Genomic DNA, 16,479 nt, shown 5'->3' on the forward strand with positions numbered 1-16,479 from the left:
GGCGAGCCAAGATACATACTAGTCCTGCCGCGACCGATTGCCGAGGGTTGCTTTCGGTCATCGCTGTTCAGCAACCCTGCCCGCTTCCTGGCAGTGGCCCGCTCCGCTCCCTAATCCTCTCTACCCGGGACGTCGAGGAAGCGCGATGTCCGTCTCTGGCGGCCTCCGTGTTCGACTTCAAGAGGCGTCGTCGGGCGGGAGGTGTCACCGCGTTGTCACAACTCGCCCATACGGCCCCGGACGCGACCAGACCCCCGCGGAAGCATCTCTCCAGTTCGCGTGGTGGTGCGGACGTCGAAAGATTGTCGGCAGACACGTCGATCTCAACTCGTAATGAAAAGGTCGCGAGTTCGATTCTCGCAGGCGGCTCCAAGGTCAAGACCCTTTCCGGATGTCCGGAGAGGGTCTTTTGCTGTATTCAGGGTTGCTGGAGCCAGGGATGCATAGAAGTCTTTGCATAGATATCTGTGCAAAGAGTACTGTGCAACTATGGCTGACGAGGTACCGCCCCGAGAGATCACTGATCCCGTGGCTCTGCGCGCGCTCGCGCATCCCTTGCGGCAGCGGATCCTTCGTGCGCTGGCCGAGGACGGGCCAGCGACGGCTACGGCGTTGGGGGCGCGGTTGGGGGAGAACACCGGTGCGACCAGTTATCACCTGCGGCAGCTCGCTGAACACGGCTTTATCGAAGAGGCGCCGGAACTGGCCAAGGGGAAGGAGCGGTGGTGGCGGTCGCAGCCGAAGGATCTGCGCTACCGGATGGATCGGGAACAGTCGCCGGAGATGCGTGAGTTGCTGGAAGGGCTGTTCGCTCAGCACATCACCGAGGATGTCGAGATGTTCCAGCGGTTCCAGGGCGAGCGGGCCGAGCTGGGCGAGTGGGCCGAGGTGATGCCCTTCTCGCGCGGCGCGATCTACGCGACGCCCGCGGAACTCGAGGAGTTCTTCGAGGACTACATCGCGCTGCTCAAGCGCTTTCAGCAGTCTCACCAGCAGGATCGGCCCGGGACCCGGCGCGTGCTGACCCGTTTTCTCGCTTTCCCCGCACCACGTACGAACACCGCGGACTAGGACTTTGGCGTGCTCTCACTCTTTCGACGAATCATTCTGCTGACCATCATGATCGCGACCGTCGCCGGGTTTCCGGCGGCGCAGGCGCAGAACAACACCACAACCACCGACATCACCTTCGATCGCGGCGACGGCACAACCACGGCCGGGACCGTGCACGCTCCGGCCGGCGCGACCGGCAGGCCGGGCGTCGTGCTCGTCCACGGATCGGGCGACGGCAGCGGGGAGCACTATGACAATGTCGCCGAGGCCTTCGCACGCGCGGGCATCGTCGCGCTGCGCTACGACAAACGCACCGAGGGGTACACGCCGGCGCACCGTGACTACTCGCTCTTGGCCGACGACGCGCTGGCAGGCCTCGCCGCATTGCGGAAGTGGCCCGAAGTAGACCCGGCGCGGGTCGGCTTGTGGGGGCTGTCCGAGGGTGGATGGGTTGCGCCACTGGCTGCTTCGCGATCCACCGAGGCCGCCTTCCTGATCACGGTCGGCGCGAATTCGGCCGCACCCGCCGCGCAGCAGGCCTGGGCCAACGAGACCCGGTTCGGTGCGGCAGGTGTGCGCGGTTCGATGGTTGATGTATCGGCCCGCAACGCTATTCGTCAGCTGGTGACCGCCGGCCAGTTCGCGCAGGCCGACTACGATCCGATTCCGGTGCTGCAGCGCATCACGCAACCGGTGCTCGCGATCTGGGGTGACCAGGACCGCCTCACGCCACCCGGCGACAGCCTGCGCGGGTTCCAGGCCGCCTTCGACAGTGCCGGAAAAACGAACTACACGCTGCGCACCCTGCCGAACGCTCAGCACGGCGGACAATCGACCACCGACGGCTTCGACAAACTTCCCGGCTTGGCGCCGGGATACGGCGAGCTCATGGGCGAATGGGTGAACGGACTACCCGCCTCCGCCGCGTCACCCTCCGCGGATCGACCTGCGCCACAGGGACATTCCGTGCGAGCACTGGAACCCGCGTCCTGGTGGGAGACGACCGCGGTCCAGCTGACCTTGCTGTTCGGCACGATCCTTGCCCTGGCCACCTACGCGTTCACCGGGATGGTCAAGTCCTGGCGATTCTCTGATCGCCGGGCAGCGCGAGTGCTGTTGTGTGCCACTGTGATCGGCATTGTCGGCACCGTCATCCAACTCGGCCTCATCCTGACCACCCGCGCAACCTCGTTCGGCCCACTGCTGCTCGGCCGCACCTTGCCATGGCTGGCACTGCAACTGATCGCCCTCGGCGCGGTGGTCGCGCTCGGATTCGTGCTCGCCCGCGCCCGCCACACCCTCACGGGCGTGCCCGCCGGTGCCCGGATCCGGTGGTCACTACTGGTCTGCGGCGGAACAGGATTCGCACTCTGGGCTATTTACTGGGGCCTGCTGCTCCCCTGAATGGACTTCTTCGCGGATATCCCCTGCGCCGATCATCGTTGATCGGCTTCGGGAGAACGGACGCGGGTCGGCGGGCGGCAGGAGCGGATGGATTGGGCCACGCCCCACCTGACCATCGACGCGGCCAGGCGGCGATCTTCCCAGATGGCGGATGGGTCCGCGGCTTTCTGCTGCGCCGGAGGCTCAGGCCGAGGCCAGGGCCTGGACGGGGTAGTCGGTGTAACCGGTGGCGTCGCCACCGTAGAAGTAGGCGTCGCGGAAGGGGGTGATGGGGGTGTTGTGGCGGAGGCGGTCGACCAGGTCGGGGTTGGCGAGGAAGGGGCGGCCGAGGGAGATGAGGTCGGCGCCGGCGTCGAGGAGGCGGTGGGCGTGGTGTTTGCCGCCGTCGGCGGGGAGGGGTTCGCCCCAGCCGAGGTAGGGGTTGGCGATCAGGGTGCCGGGCCAGGTGCGGCGGATGTCCTGGAAGACGGGGGAGTCGGGGTCGGCGAAGACGACGTGCAGGTAGGCAGGGTGGTGCGGGGCGAGGGCCGCGACCAGGGCGGGGTAGAGGGCGGCGGTGTCGGATTCGGCGATGGCGTTGGCGGTGACGCCGGGGGCGATGCGGACGCCGACGCGTTCGGGGCCGATGGCGGCGGTGACGGCCGCGACGACCTCGCTGGTGAAGCGGATGCGGTTGGCGAGGGAGCCGCCGTAGGCGTCGGTGCGATGGTTGGTGTTGTCGGAGAGGAACTGGTGCAGCAGGAAGCCGTTGGCGCTGTGGATTTCGACGCCGTCGAAACCGGCGGTGACGGCGTTGCGGGCGGCGGTGACGAAATCGGCGACGGTGGCGTGGATTTCGGCGACGGTCATTGCACGTGGGACGGCGGCGGGCTGGGCGCCGTCGGCGGTGTGGATGGTGCCGGGCAGCGGGATCGGCGAGGGAGCGATCGGGGTGTGGCCTGTGTTGTCGGGGTGGCCGATTCGGCCGCCGTGCTGTAGTTGCAGGAAGATCCGGCCGCCTTCGGCGTGCACCGCGTCGGTGACGCGCCGCCAGCCGGCGATGTGCGCGGCGGTGTAGATGGCGGGGATGCCGGCGAAGGTCTTGCCGACCAGGTTCGGTGTCGCGGCCTCGGCGATGATCAGGCCGGCGCCGGCGCGCTGGGCGTAGTAGGTGGCCATCAGGTCGGTGGGGGTGCCGTCGGCCGTGGCGCGGTTGCGTGACATCGGCGCCATCACCAGGCGATTGGGGAGTTCGAGGGCCCCGAGGCGGGCGGTGTCGAAGAGGCTGGTGGGTGCTGCTGTGTTCGTCATGTGGGTACGGTAAAACTTGACATCAATGTGAGGATCAAGTCCGAATGTGAAAGGCCAGGTGGCGGATGCGAATCGGGGAGTTGGCCGAGCGCACCGGGGTCAGTGAACGGTCGCTGCGCTACTACGAGGAGCAGGGATTGCTGGTCTCCGGGCGCACACCGGGCGGCCACCGCGACTATCCCGAGCCCGCCGTGGACCGGGTCGTGCACATTCAAGAACTGTTCGCGGCGGGGCTGTCCAGCAAGAAGATCGTGCAGATCCTGCCCTGCATGCGCGACGTAGACGGCGGCGCCAACGAGTTCGCCACACCGGAACTGGTGGACGAGCTGCGCACCGAACGCGAGCGCATCGATCGCAAGATCCGCGATCTGCTGCGCTCGCGCGAGGTGCTCGATGAGGTCATCGGGCGGGCCGCCGTCTGAGGCGTCCTCAGGAGCCGATCGGCTTGCCGAACAGCGCCAGTACGGTCTCGCCGAGCATCGTGCCGGCGTAGGGCAGCACGCCGGGCGCGGCAGCCATCGAGCTGACATCGCTGGTGCTGCAACCGGATTGGGCGGGCACGCCGTTCAGCCGATCGCGCAGCCAGAGCAGGGCGGCGGGACCACCGCTGACCTCGGCGACGATGTGCTCACTGGCCCAGTCGCGGGTGTACTGGACCTGGGCGCTGGGGTCGGTGCAGTAGCTGTCGACCATGGTGTTGGCCGCGCCCAGCGGCAGGATCTCGTCCCAGCGGGAGTGCCAGATGAACATCGGCATATCGGGGACGGTCTTGCCGAGCCGGGTTTCCTCCACGACGCGCTGTACTGCCGGATTGCGCATCGGGTCACCCGCGGTGGACCACAGCAGGCCCTTCAGGTCGACGAAGGGCAGCAGCATCGACTGATATTGCACGCACAGCGGGCCTTTGGCGGTGATGAGCGCCCGGCCGAGCGGGTCGATATTGCGGTCGATGTACTCGGCGAAATACGGGTATTCGCGGGTCAATCCGATCACCGCGGCCAAGACCAGCGCGGCGGTGGCCTGCCCGTTGGCCATCTCGAGCGCGGCGCCCAGGTCGGGGCCGTTGCCGCCGCTGGCGGAGGCGACGATGTTGAGGTCGGGCGCGTAGCTCTGCTTCAGTTCGGCGGCGTGCTGGGTGGCCAGGGCGCCACCGGAGTAGCCGTACATGCCGACCGGGGCCTGCGCGCCGACGCCGAGCGGTTCGAACGCGGTGGCGGCGCGGATGCCGTCGAGGGTGATGCGCCCGGCGAGCGGGCCGGCGGCGTAGGCCGAGTTCGGGCCCTGGTGGTCGGGGATGACGACGGCCCAGCCCTGTTGCAGCGCGGCCTGCGCGAAGAGGAATTCGGCGGGCGCCACGATCTGGCCGGCGAAGGTGGCGGCCGAGAGGAATTGCAGCGCGTAGGACGGCGCGCAGTACCCGGCGAGCGAGTCCTCGGCGATCTGCACCGACAGCAGTTTGCGGGGTTCGGGGGCGACGCCGCGCGGCTTGAGCATGGTGGCCACGGCCGGAATCGGTTGTCCGGCGGTGTTGTTGGAGCGGTAGGACACCTGCCAGGCGTCGACATTGAGCGGGATGATCCCCGCGTTCGCGACGTTGACCTGCCGGACCGCGATGAGCCCGCCGGGGTCGGTGGCGGCGACCACGTCCGCGGGCGGGTTGTAGAAGGCGGCGTCGAATTCCGGCGGCAGCGGTATCGGGGCCGGCGCCTGAATGGCCGGCTGGGCCGGCGCCGGTTCGGCGACGGCGGTTGTCGTAGTGGCCAATACCGCGAGCACGCCGGCGGCCAGGGCTGCGGTACGACGCAGCGCGTGTGATTTCCAGATGGTCATCTTCGACCCACATCCCTTGTTCCCCGCATTGAGACACCTGCGTCTCAATGTTGCGCGTCACTATCGCACGAACGTGACCGGGATCGCAATTACCCCTCGGATGTGCTGGGGATCAGCAAGGCGAACAGCAGCGTCGACAGCATCTCGACCAGGGCACGCACCGGCGGCCGCTGCTCGTCCATGCTCCAGTGATGGGCCGCGCCGTTGAGCGCGCCGATGAAGCCGGCCATGGCGGTCGGCCAGCCGCAGGCCGGAGCGCGCACCTCGGGCACGTTGGAGGCGATGGCCTCGATGGTGTTGGCCCACTCGTCGCGCACGCCGAGCCGGTGCTGTTCGACGCGTTCGCTGACGCCGACCACCTCGACGTAGGCGACCTTGGCCCGGCGGATATCGCTGACCATCGCGTCCAGATACGCGGTCAGGCCCACGGTGACCAGTTCGCGGGCCGAACCGCCGGTGGTGTCGGCCAGCGCCGCCGCGACGGCGTCCCGGGCCGCCTGATGGGCCGCGTCGTAGGCGGCCATCAGGAGATCTTCGCGGCTCGAGTACTCCTCGTAGAACTGGCGCCGGGACAGGCCCGCGGTCGAGCAGATCTCTGTCACAGAGCTTTTCGCGTACGACCGATCGGCGAACACCGTCAGCGCCGCGTCTACGAACAAGGCGCGGCGCTCGGCGCGGCGCTCCAGGACCGATTGTCCGGAGTAGCTGTGTCTGGTCTGCGGCGTACCCATCGCCGCCCAGCGTAGTGCCCGCCGCGGCGCGGTTCCCGATCGGTGGCCGCAACCGAAAAGGCAGGTGCGGGCAGGTTTCCCGGCCCGCACCCGCCTTGCGGAGGTCAGTCGAGGCAGGCGGCCGCGCCGGCGCTCGGATCGGAGAAGTCGCGGGTTTCAGGGGTGGGGTTCCACAGGCCGTCGGTCTTGGCGTACTTCCAGGACGGGCCGTGCTCGACGAGCGTGGCGACGGCCTGGATCAGCCGATCGACGTCCGCGGAGCTGGTGCCGAGGCCGACGCTGGCGCGCAGCGCGCCTTCCAAGCCGAGGCGGGCCAGCAGCGGGTGGGCGCAGAAGCGGCCGTCGCGGACGCCGATGCCGTGCTCGGCGGAGAGGTAGGCGGCGACCTCGCCGGGGGCGAAGCCGTCCAGGGTGAAGGCGACGATGCCGACGATGTCGGGGCTGTCGGCCCACAGCCGCAGCTGGCGGACGCCGGGGAGGGCGGACAGGCCGGTGCGGAGGCGTTCGGCGAGTTCGTGTTCGTGCGAGATGAGGGTCTGCGGGTCGATCTGACACAGGGCGTCACAGGCGGCCGCGAGGGCGGCGACGCCGAGCACGTTGGGCGAGCCGGCCTCGTGCCGCTGCGGGGCGGGCGCCCACTGCGCCCCCGCGGTGGTGACCTCGCGGACCGCGCCGCCGCCGGCCAGATACGGTTCGGCCTGATCGAGCCAGTCCCGCCGGCCGACCAGCACGCCGGCGCCGAACGGCGCGTAGAGCTTGTGGCCGGAGAAAGCCAGGTAGTCGATGCCGGTGTCGCGCAGGCTGATCCGGCGATGCGGCGCCAGCTGCGCGGCGTCGACCAGGATGCGGGCGCCGCACTGGTGCGCGATCAGGGCGAGGCGTTCCAGCGGCAGCACCTCCCCGGTGACGTTGGAGGCGCCGGTGACCGCCAGCAGCGCGGCGGGCTTGCTGCACAATTCGGCGACGACCAGGCGGATGGTCTCCTCGACGGTGTCGGCGGCGCGCACGACGCGGCGGCCGTTCTTGGTCCACGGCAGGAAGTTGGCGTGGTGCTCGATGTCGAGGACGACGGTGTCGCCGGGGACGCAGCCGGCCAGCAGGTTCAGCGAATCGGTGGTGTTGCGGGTGAACACGACGACCTGGTCGTCGGCGGCGTCGAGGAAGCGGGTGACCGAACCGCGGGCCGCTTCGTAGCGCTCGGTGGAGATGCGCGAGGCGTAGCCGGCGCCGCGGTGCACGCTCGCGTAGAACGGCAGCAGCTCCTGCACCCGGTCGGTGACCTGGGCCAGAGCCGGCGCGCTGGCGGCGTAGTCGAAGTTGGCGTAGGTGGTGGTTCCGCCCTGCACGAGCGGCACCTGGAGATCGTCGCCGGATACTCGGGCGAGGGGGGCGCAGATCTGGGTGGCCACAGCAGTCATCACGTAAATCCCGTCGGTTCAGGGACCCGCAATCGTGAGATCGGTCGAGTCCGCGCTTGCCGCGCCCATCTGGACGAACAGCCTGGTCGTCACCCGGAGCACCCCACCGCGGAGGAGGGTTGCCGACCAGCTAGCCGGGGCTTAGTGCTGGTACTCATGACCTGAACCGAGATTGTCAGACGCACCGGCGGCCTGTCAACCGCCATTTCCCGCTAGTCGCGGCTGCATGAAAATGCAGTGAAAAGAATAAACTTGCGAACTTGTTCCGGATGCGTTCCCATGGAGGGGTGACACCTTCACTCCTGCTCAGCTTCGTCGGCCTGTGCATCCTGCTGTCCCTCACGCCCGGTCCGGACACCTTCCTGGTGCTGCGCTACTCGATCGCCGATGCCCGACCGGGGATCGCGGCGGCGATGGGGTCGGCGCTGGGCGGAATGGTGTGGGCGGTGGTCGTGGCCGCCGGTGTCGCCGCGCTGCTGGAGCAGTCCGCCACGGCCTATCGGCTGTTGAAGGTGGTCGGCGGAATCTACTTGCTGTACTTGGGAATTCGCGCCCTGATCGACCTGCGGAAGCAGCGCCGGGCGGCCGCCGCGGAACCGGCGGACACCCCGGCCCGCCCGGCGGCGGCCGCCTCGGTTCGCTCGGCGTTCGCCGCGGGCGTGATCTCCTGCCTGTTCAACCCGAAGGTCGGGTTGTTCTACCTGGCGGTACTGCCGCAGTTCCTGTCCGAGGTCAGCTTCGCCAACACCTTGGCGCTCGGCGCCATCGAATCCGCCATCGCCGCGATCGAAATGGTGCTGGTCGCGCTGCTCGCTTCGCGGGCGGTGGCGCTGCTGCGGCGGCCGGTGATCCGGGAGCGGCTCGAGCAGGCCTCGGCGGGAATTCTCGCCACGCTCGGGATCGGCACCGCCGCTTCGGCCGCGTAACGCTGCCGCGGTTCGGCGACGGGAAATTCGCAGGTACCGCAGGTACCGTGGACAGTTGGTCACCGTGGTGTTTGCCCACTGGTAACCCTGGTCGTGCAGTATTTCCGCCGTCTCGGTATGGGCCGGGATCGGTCTATGAGAGGTGGGCAGGGCGGATGCTCCAGCCGGAGGTCGATGCGGTAGCCGAGGAGCTATCGAATCCTTTGCTGCGCGGCACCCTTGCCCCGCCGGCCCGGACCCTGGTCGATATTCTCGCCGCGACCGCGGACACCTACCCCGACGCGCCCGCCCTCGATGACGGCACGACGGTGCTCGGGTACGCCGAACTGCTGGCCGAGGTCGATACCGTGGTCGGTCGGCTGGCCGCCGCGGGTGTCCGGGCGGGGGACCGGGTCGGGGTGCGGATGCCCTCGGGGAGCAGCGATCTCTACGTCACCATTCTCGCGGTGCTGCACGCGGGCGCCGCCTACGTCCCGGTCGACGCCGACGATCCGGACGAGCGGGCCCGCCTGGTCTTCGGCGAGGCGCGGGTCAGCGCGATCGTCACGGCGGCCGGTGTGGAGCGCACCGGAGTCGAAACAGCCGACGCGGCAGTGGAATCCACCGAACTCCCGGCACCCGACGACGACGCCTGGATCATCTTCACCTCCGGGTCCACCGGTACGCCGAAAGGTGTTGCGGTGACCCATCGCAACGCCGCCGCGTTCGTCGACGCCGAGGCCCGGCTGTTCCTGCGCGACGCGCCGATCGGCCCCGGCGACCGGGTACTGGCGGGGCTCTCGGTGGCCTTCGACGCCTCCTGCGAGGAGATGTGGCTGGCCTGGCGGCACGGCGCCTGCCTGGTGCCCGCGCCGCGCGCGCTGGTGCGGACCGGCGCGGATCTGGGGCCGTGGCTGGTGCGCCGGGAGATCAGCATCGTCTCCACCGTGCCGACCCTGGCCGCCACCTGGCCGGCCGAGGCGCTGGACTCGGTCCGGCTGCTCATCTTCGGCGGCGAGGCGGTCCCGCCCGAACTCGCGGAAAAGCTCGCCGGAAACAGCAGTTCGGGAGACGTCGACTCGGTCCGGGAGGTGTGGAACACCTACGGGCCGACCGAGGCCACCGTGGTCGCCTGCGCGGCGCTGCTCGACGGCACCTGGCCGGTCCGGATCGGTCTCCCGCTCGACGGCTGGGACCTCACCGTCGTCGACGCGGCCGGTAATCCGGTGGGGGAGGGCGAATCCGGCGAGCTCGTCATCGGCGGTATCGGCTTGGCCCGGTACCTCGACCCCGCCAAGGATGCCGAGAAATACGCGCCGCTGGCCTCGGTCGGCTGGGAGCGGGCGTACCGCAGCGGCGATCTGGTGCGCAACGACCGGGAGGGTCTGGTCTTCCTCGGCCGCGCCGACGACCAGATCAAGCTGGGCGGCCGCCGGATCGAACTCGGCGAGATCGACAACGCGTTGCAGCACCTGCCGGGTGTCACCGGCGCCGCGGCCGCGATCCGAACCACCAAGGCGGGCAACAAGATCCTGGTCGGCTATCTGACCGGCCCCGGCGACGATTTCGACCAGGCCGGAGCCAGAGCGATACTAGCCGAACAACTTCCGGCGCCACTGGTGCCCCGGCTCGCTGTCGTCGCGGAACTGCCCACCCGCACCTCCGGCAAGGTCGACCGCGACGCGCTGCCCTGGCCGCTGCCCAAGCACAAGGACCCGGACGCCGACACCGGACTGTCCCCGACGGCGCAGTGGGTCGCGGGACTGTGGGATTCGCTCCTCGGCGCGGAGGCCACCGGACCGGGCACCGACTTCTTCGATCTCGGCGGCGGCTCGCTCGCGGCCGCCCAGCTGGTGGCGGCCTTGCGCGAGCGCTATCCGCACGTCGCGGTCGCCGATCTGTACGACCATCCGCGCCTCGGCGCGCTGGCCGACTTCCTGGACGCGAGCGCCCCGGTCGAGGCCGTCGACGAACGCCTCGTGCGCCCGACGCCGCTGAGCGCCCAGACCTTCCAGGTCCTGGCCACCATCCCGCTGACCACGCTCACCGGCCTGCAATGGCTGACCTGGCTCGCCATCGTCGGCAATATCGCCGCCCGCTACGGCGCGCTGCCGTGGCTGCCGCATCTGTCCTGGTGGTGGGCACTGGTGGCGTTCCTGCTGTTCATTTCCCCGCCGGGGCGCATGGCGCTGTGTGTGCTCGGGGCCCGGCTGCTGCTGCGCGGCGTCGAGCCGGGCAGTTACGAGCGCGGCGGCCCGGTGCATCTGCGGCTGTGGGCCGCGATCCGGCTCTCCGAGGCCAGCGGCGCGGAGAACCTGTCCGGCGCACCGTGGATGGTGCCGTTCGCGCGGGCGCTGGGCGCGAAGATCGGCGAGGGCGTCGATCTGCACACGCTGCCGCCGGTCACCGGCATGCTGGAACTCGGCGACGGGTGCAGCATCGAACCCGAGGTCGACCTGTCCGGCTACTGGATCGACGGCGACCTGGTGCACATCGGCCCGATCACCATCGGACCGGGGGCCGTGGTTGGTGCGCGCTCGATCCTGCTGCCCGGCACCCGGATCGGGAAGAACGCCGAGATCGCCGCGGGTTCCGCGGTCGCGGGCAAGGTCAAGGCCGAACAGGAGTGGGCGGGCTCGCCCGCGGTGAAAGTCGGTAAGGCGCAGCATCGCTGGCCCGGCACCACGCCCGCGCGGGCCGCGCACTGGGTGCTGATCTTCGGTATCACCTCGATGGTGCTCGCCGCCGTGCCGATCCTGGGTATCGGCACGGGCGGCGCCTTCATCGCCTGGTGGGTGCGCGATACGCCGACGCTCGCGGCCGGGCTGGTGCGCGCCTTCGCGATCCTGCCGGTCGCCATGCTGCTCAGTCTCGGGGTGTACGCCGGGATCACGATCGTGGCGGTGCGGTTGTTCAGCATCGGACTGACCGAGGGCTATCACCCGGTGCGCAGCCGGGTCGGGTGGCAGGTCTGGTCCACCGAACGTTTGCTGGACGCGGCGCGCACCTTCCTGTTCCCGCTCTACGCCAGCCTGCTCACCCCGATCTGGCTGCGGCTGCTCGGCGCCAAGATCGGCAAGCGGGTGGAGGCGTCCACGGTGCTGCTGCTGCCCAGGTTCACCACCGTCGCCGACGGCGCGTTCCTGGCCGACGACACCATGATCGCCAGCTACGAGCTCGGCGGCGGCTGGCTGCGGATCGGCGAGGCCAAGATCGGCAAGCGCGCCTTCCTCGGCAACTCCGGCATGACCGCCCCGGGCCGCCGGGTGCCGAAAAATGGTCTGGTGGCGGTGCTTTCGGCCGCACCGTCCAAGTCCAAGGCGGGGTCGTCGTGGCTGGGCAGCCCGCCGGTCCGGCTGCGCCGTGCCTCCGAGAACGCCGACACCGAGCGCACCTTCGATCCGCCCATGCGGCTGCGCGTGGCCCGCGGCATCGTCGAAACCTGCCGCCTGATACCGGTTTTCGTGACTTTCGCGATCGGGCTCGGCGTGATCTTCGGGCTGGCCTGGCTGGCCCAGACCTTCGGGCATCTGACCGCGGCGCTGCTCAGCGGCCTCGTGCTACTGGCCGCGGGTGCGCTGGCCGGGGCCAGCGCCGTCGCCGCCAAATGGTTGCTGGTGGGCCGGATCCGGGCCGAGGAGCATCCGCTGTGGAGCTCGTTCGTGTGGCGTAACGAGGTCGCCGACACCTTCGTCGAGACCGTCGCCGCGCCCTGGTTCGCGCGCGCCGCGACCGGCACACCCGTACTCAATCTGTGGCTGCGCGGGCTCGGCGCGACGATCGGCCGCGGGGTATGGTGCGAGTCCTACTGGCTACCGGAGGCGGACCTGGTGACACTCGGTGACGGCGCGACCGTGGAACGCGGCTGCGTGGTGCAGACCCACCTGTTCCACGACCGCATCATGGCGATGGACACCGTCACCCTCGCGCCCGGCGCCACCCTCGGCCCGCACTGTGTCGCGCTGCCCGCCTCGCGCATCGGCGCGGGCGCCACCATCGGCCCCGCCTCGCTGGTCATGCGCGGTGACTCGGTGCCGCCCTCGACCCGCTGGTGGGGCAATCCGATCGCGCCGTGGCCCGGCGACGAGGGGACGGTTCGTTGATGCGGGGCAAGTTCTACGAACCGCCGATCGACGAATACCTCCCGCAGAACGGCAACCGCGGCTATCGGGTCTCGCGCTACGAGCTGGACCTGGTCTACAAGGTCGCCAGCAACCGGTTGACCGGGCGGGCCGAGATCACCGCCGTCAGCACCGCCGCCCGGGACCGGTTCGCACTGGACCTGTCCCAATCTCTCAGTGTCGGGAAGGTTTTCGTCAACGGCGCGAAGGCCGCGAAGTACGCGCACCAGAACGGCAAGCTGGTGATCACCCCGGCGCAGAAGATCCCGGCGGGCGGCGCGCTGGTGCTGATCGTGCAGTACGCGGGCGTGCCCAAGCCGGTGCGCGGCCCGTGGGGCGAGGTCGGCTGGGAGGAGCTGACCGAAGGCGCGCTGGTGGCCAGCCAGCCCAACGGCGCGGCCTCCTGGTTCCCCTGTGACGATCACCCGAGTTCCAAGGCCAGCTACCGCATGTCGATCACCACCGACAGCCCGTTCTACGCCCTGGCCAACGGCGCGCTGCTGCGCAAGCAGACCAAGGCCAGCCAGACCACCTGGGTGTACGAGCAGACCGAGCCGATGGCTACCTACCTGGCGACCATCCAGATCGGGCCCTATCAGCGTTATCGGGTCGGGCCGACGAGTAGCCCGGTGCCGATGCACGCGGTGCTGCCGGCCCGGTTGCGGGCCGAATTCGAGCATGATTTCGCGCGGCAGCCGCAGATGATGGAGCTGTTCACCGAACGGTTCGGGCCGTACCCGTTCGAGTCCTACACCGTGGTGGTCACCGGCGACGAGCTGGAGATTCCCATCGAGGCGCAAGGGATTTCGATCTTCGGCGCCAACCACTGCGATGGCCGCCGGGGTGCGGAACGCCTGGTGGCACACGAGCTCGCGCACCAGTGGTTCGGCAACAGTCTCACCATCCGGCACTGGCGCGATATCTGGCTGCACGAGGGTTTCGCCTGCTACGCCGAATGGATCTGGTCCGAGGCCGCCGGCGGGCCCAGCGCCGATCAGCAGGCCCGCGCGGCCCGGCACAATCTGGCCCGGCAGCCGCAGGACATCGTTCTCGGCGATCCCGGCCCGCTGCGCATGTTCGACGACCGCGTGTACAAGCGCGGCGCGCTGGCCCTGCACGCGCTGCGGCTGCACATCGGCGACCTGGCGTTCTTCGATCTGCTGCGGGACTGGACGATTCGCTACCGGCACGCCTCGGTCGACACCGAGGAATTCACGGATCTGGCCGGGCACTACAGCGCGGTGCCGCTGCGGCCACTGTGGGACAGCTGGCTGCGCCAGGAGCGCTTGCCCGCGCTGCCGCCGCCCGGCCGCTAGGCGACCAGGTAGCGCGCGGCCAGCTCCTCGACCAGCGGGTCGTCGGCGCCGACGCTGTCGAGATCGTCGAGGTCGGTGACCAGCGCGATCTGGGGGGGTCGTCCTGTTCCTGGTCGGGGGCGCCGTCCTCATCGAGCTGGCGGACGATCTTGGCGCGGACGCGCTGCTTCAGCGAATCGCTCATGGTCTTCGCGTGCCCTCTCTGCCGATGGTTGATCAGACGGGGGTGAGCCAGGTGCCCCAGGGGGTATTGCGCAGGACCGAATAGACGACCACCAGGATAAACACGACGATCAGCGCCGGCCGGTTGACATGCGGGATCGTCATCCGCTCGCCGCGCCAGGCGCGCATCGTCCACATCCCGACCAGGGCCGCGAAGGCGAGCAGCAGCGGGATCGCGATCAGATTGCTGTGCAGCGAATCGATCAACCGGCCCTCGGTGAAGTTGTGCACCGCGCGCATGCCACCGCAGCCGGGGCAGTAGATCCCGGACAGCGCGTAGACGGGGCAGAGTCCATAGGAGCCTTCGACGTGCGGATCCCGGAAATGCAGCAGCGTGACGGCGCCCAGGCCCGCGGCGGCGGTGAGCAGCGGTGCGGCCAGCGCACGCAGGCCGGAATGCTTAGCGGGGGCCGGGCCGGGGGCGAGGTGCGTGCTGTCCACAAGCACCAACGGTAACCGCGGCGGCGGGTGCGCCGCCATCCGATCCGGCTACTCCGGCTGGGCGAACCGCAGGGTATTGCCGAACGGGTCGCCCAGCTGGAATCCAGGGCCGCCCGGACCGTCCTCGGGCGCACCGGGTTTCGCGTACCGGTAATCCTTGGGCGCGAGCTCGGCATGGAAGGCGTGGATATCGTCGACCGCGATCCACACCACCGAACCGGGCGTGCCGTCGCCGTGGTGCTCGCTGAGGTGCAGCTTGGCCGCCGAGCGCGAGACCTGCGCGTACAGCGGGAAGTTCTCGCCGAAGCGATGCTCCCAATCGACGGTGAAGCCGAGATAGTCACGGTAGAACTCGTAGGCCTTGGCCACGTCGAACATCCGCAGCACGGGTATCGGGGCCGCCAGGCCGATCTGCTCGGTCGCCATGCCGTGATCATGCCACCGCACCCCGACAACCAGCGGAAGCGCTGTGACGCCGATGTTTTCGAGTGCGGTACGGGTGATTCGACAGGGCGATTTCCGGGTATCCAACTGTTCGAGCCAGGATTTTCCGCCGTTAGTGCTTGCACTAGCTAGCACACAGCTTGCACTGTACTGTGGCGGCAGACACAAAGGAGTGCTCGAATGCTGGTCACGTCGATGAAGACGCTGGCGGGGCTGCGTGCCGCCGAACCGCTGAATGCCGCTTACCGCGCCGCACTGCGGAACCGCACCTTCGAAACCGCCGCCTTCAACAAGCCCGCGGTTCCCGCCGAAATCATCCCGGTCACCACCGTCGACGGTGTTCGCCTGCGGGTGCATGCCTACGGCCCCGCCGACGGCGAGGTGCTGGTGCTGATCCACGGCTGGAGCTGCAGCATCGAGTACTGGAACCCGCAGATCAACGCCTTCGCCGACCGGTACCGGGTGATCTGCTACGACCAGCGCGGGCACGGCGAGAGCCAGTTCGGCAGCCGGATGCCCAGCGCCGAGACCCTCGCCGACGATCTCGCCACCGTCCTGGACGCCACTCTGCCGCGCGGCCGCCGGGCCGTCCTGGCCGGTCACAGCATGGGCGGCTTCACCTTGCAGGCCTGGGCGGCGCGCTACCCGGAGCAGGTGCAACGCCGGGCGTCGGCGGTCATGCTGGTCAACACCGCGGCCGCCGATCTCCGCGAGGAGATGGATCTACTACCCCTGCTGAACAAGCCGCTGGTCGTTCGTGGCCGCCCGGTCAGCGTCCTGGGCGCCGGTCTGCGGATGCCGATCGTGGTCGGCAAGACCGTGCTCTCAGCCCCGGTGCCGCTCACCGGCACCTGGCCGGTGCGCGCGATCTTCAAGGCCCGCGTGCTGACCAGCCGGGCCACCACCGACGAGGTGGACTTCGGGCTCGGCATCGTGCGCGCCTGTCGTCCGCTGGTCCGCGGGTTGTATGCCGCCGCGCTCGCCGAGATCGATCTCGGCGACTCCGCGAAGTACCTGACCGTGCCCACCACCGTCATCGCCGGCTCCGCGGATCATCTGCTGCCGGAGCGGATGAACAAGCGGATCGTCGCCGCCCTGCGCGCCGCCGGCAGCCTGGTCGCCTATCACGTCTGGCCCACCGGCCATCTCGGCAATATCGAGGCCGCCGCCCGGTTCAACACCGAGTTGCAGTCCGTTCTGACCAGTGCGAACCAGCAGGCCGCGGCCGCGGTCTGAATATCGTTTCTCCTGGAGCGGTCAACGGCGCCCGGTCCAGAAGTAACGCCACAGGAAAGCCCCGTAGC

The 16,479-nt window shown here is 69.4% G+C and carries 13 protein-coding genes and 1 riboswitch; of the genes, 7 read left to right on the forward strand and 6 right to left on the reverse strand.

The window, feature by feature from the left end:
- Positions 1 to 528 precede the first annotated feature (528 nt).
- Both AB0H76_RS26275 and AB0H76_RS26280 read left to right on the forward strand, forming a co-directional pair.
- A complete protein-coding gene (locus AB0H76_RS26275) occupies positions 529 to 1,071 on the forward strand; it encodes a helix-turn-helix domain-containing protein (RefSeq protein WP_357329126.1) in 543 nt (180 codons plus the stop codon).
- Positions 1,072 to 1,080: 9 nt separating this feature from the next.
- A complete protein-coding gene (locus AB0H76_RS26280) occupies positions 1,081 to 2,457 on the forward strand; it encodes an alpha/beta hydrolase (RefSeq protein ID WP_357329128.1) in 1,377 nt (458 codons plus the stop codon).
- Between the two features lie 183 nt (positions 2,458 to 2,640).
- On the opposite strand, the gene AB0H76_RS26285 is transcribed toward AB0H76_RS26280, so the two are convergent.
- Complete coding sequence (locus AB0H76_RS26285) at positions 2,641 to 3,747, reverse strand: alkene reductase (protein ID WP_357329130.1); 1,107 nt, start codon at positions 3,745 to 3,747, stop codon at positions 2,641 to 2,643.
- 65 nt (positions 3,748 to 3,812) lie between these two features.
- On the opposite strand from AB0H76_RS26285, the gene AB0H76_RS26290 reads away from it, so the two are divergent.
- Positions 3,813 to 4,169, forward strand: coding sequence for a MerR family transcriptional regulator (locus tag AB0H76_RS26290; RefSeq protein ID WP_357329132.1), 357 nt, complete (start codon positions 3,813 to 3,815; stop codon positions 4,167 to 4,169).
- Between the two features lie 7 nt (positions 4,170 to 4,176).
- Here the strand turns inward: AB0H76_RS26290 and AB0H76_RS26295 are convergent, their stop codons facing one another.
- From AB0H76_RS26295 to AB0H76_RS26305, 3 genes are all read right to left on the reverse strand, one after another.
- A complete protein-coding gene (locus tag AB0H76_RS26295; RefSeq protein ID WP_357329134.1) occupies positions 4,177 to 5,577 on the reverse strand; it encodes a lipase family protein in 1,401 nt (466 codons plus the stop codon).
- 89 nt (positions 5,578 to 5,666) lie between these two features.
- Complete coding sequence (locus AB0H76_RS26300; protein WP_357329136.1) at positions 5,667 to 6,308, reverse strand: TetR/AcrR family transcriptional regulator; 642 nt, start codon at positions 6,306 to 6,308, stop codon at positions 5,667 to 5,669.
- A gap of 104 nt (positions 6,309 to 6,412) precedes the next feature.
- Entirely contained in the window at positions 6,413 to 7,726 is a 1,314-nt protein-coding gene (locus tag AB0H76_RS26305; protein WP_357329138.1) for an aminotransferase class V-fold PLP-dependent enzyme, read from the reverse strand.
- Between the two features lie 47 nt (positions 7,727 to 7,773).
- A riboswitch (SAM riboswitch) is annotated at positions 7,774 to 7,888 on the reverse strand.
- Between the two features lie 125 nt (positions 7,889 to 8,013).
- Here AB0H76_RS26305 and AB0H76_RS26310 point away from each other — a divergent pair.
- From AB0H76_RS26310 to AB0H76_RS26320, 3 genes are all read left to right on the forward strand, one after another.
- Positions 8,014 to 8,652: a LysE family translocator gene (locus AB0H76_RS26310; RefSeq protein WP_357329140.1), complete on the forward strand. Its 639-nt coding sequence runs from the start codon at positions 8,014 to 8,016 to the stop codon at positions 8,650 to 8,652.
- A 155-nt stretch (positions 8,653 to 8,807) separates the two neighbouring features.
- Positions 8,808 to 12,734: a Pls/PosA family non-ribosomal peptide synthetase gene (locus tag AB0H76_RS26315; RefSeq protein ID WP_357329142.1), complete on the forward strand. Its 3,927-nt coding sequence runs from the start codon at positions 8,808 to 8,810 to the stop codon at positions 12,732 to 12,734.
- On the forward strand, positions 12,734 to 14,068 hold the full coding sequence (locus tag AB0H76_RS26320) for a M1 family metallopeptidase (protein ID WP_357329144.1): 1,335 nt from the start codon (positions 12,734 to 12,736) through the stop codon (positions 14,066 to 14,068). The genes AB0H76_RS26315 and AB0H76_RS26320 overlap by 1 nt, the downstream gene beginning before the upstream one ends.
- A 216-nt stretch (positions 14,069 to 14,284) precedes the next feature.
- Here AB0H76_RS26320 and AB0H76_RS26325 read toward each other — a convergent pair whose 3' ends face one another.
- Both AB0H76_RS26325 and AB0H76_RS26330 read right to left on the reverse strand, forming a co-directional pair.
- Positions 14,285 to 14,731 (reverse strand): DUF2752 domain-containing protein, encoded by a 447-nt coding sequence (locus AB0H76_RS26325; RefSeq protein WP_357329145.1) that lies wholly within the window; start codon positions 14,729 to 14,731, stop codon positions 14,285 to 14,287.
- A 48-nt stretch (positions 14,732 to 14,779) separates the two neighbouring features.
- Positions 14,780 to 15,157 (reverse strand): glyoxalase superfamily protein, encoded by a 378-nt coding sequence (locus tag AB0H76_RS26330; protein WP_357329147.1) that lies wholly within the window; start codon positions 15,155 to 15,157, stop codon positions 14,780 to 14,782.
- 198 nt (positions 15,158 to 15,355) lie between these two features.
- On the opposite strand from AB0H76_RS26330, the gene AB0H76_RS26335 reads away from it, so the two are divergent.
- The gene (locus tag AB0H76_RS26335) at positions 15,356 to 16,411 is read left to right on the forward strand and encodes an alpha/beta hydrolase (RefSeq protein WP_357329149.1); all 1,056 of its coding nucleotides are present in this window, start codon (positions 15,356 to 15,358) and stop codon (positions 16,409 to 16,411) included.
- Positions 16,412 to 16,479 lie beyond the last annotated feature (68 nt).

The sequence above is a fragment of the Nocardia sp. NPDC050712 genome, from assembly GCF_040654295.1.
In the GTDB taxonomy this organism is placed as follows: domain Bacteria; phylum Actinomycetota; class Actinomycetes; order Mycobacteriales; family Mycobacteriaceae; genus Nocardia.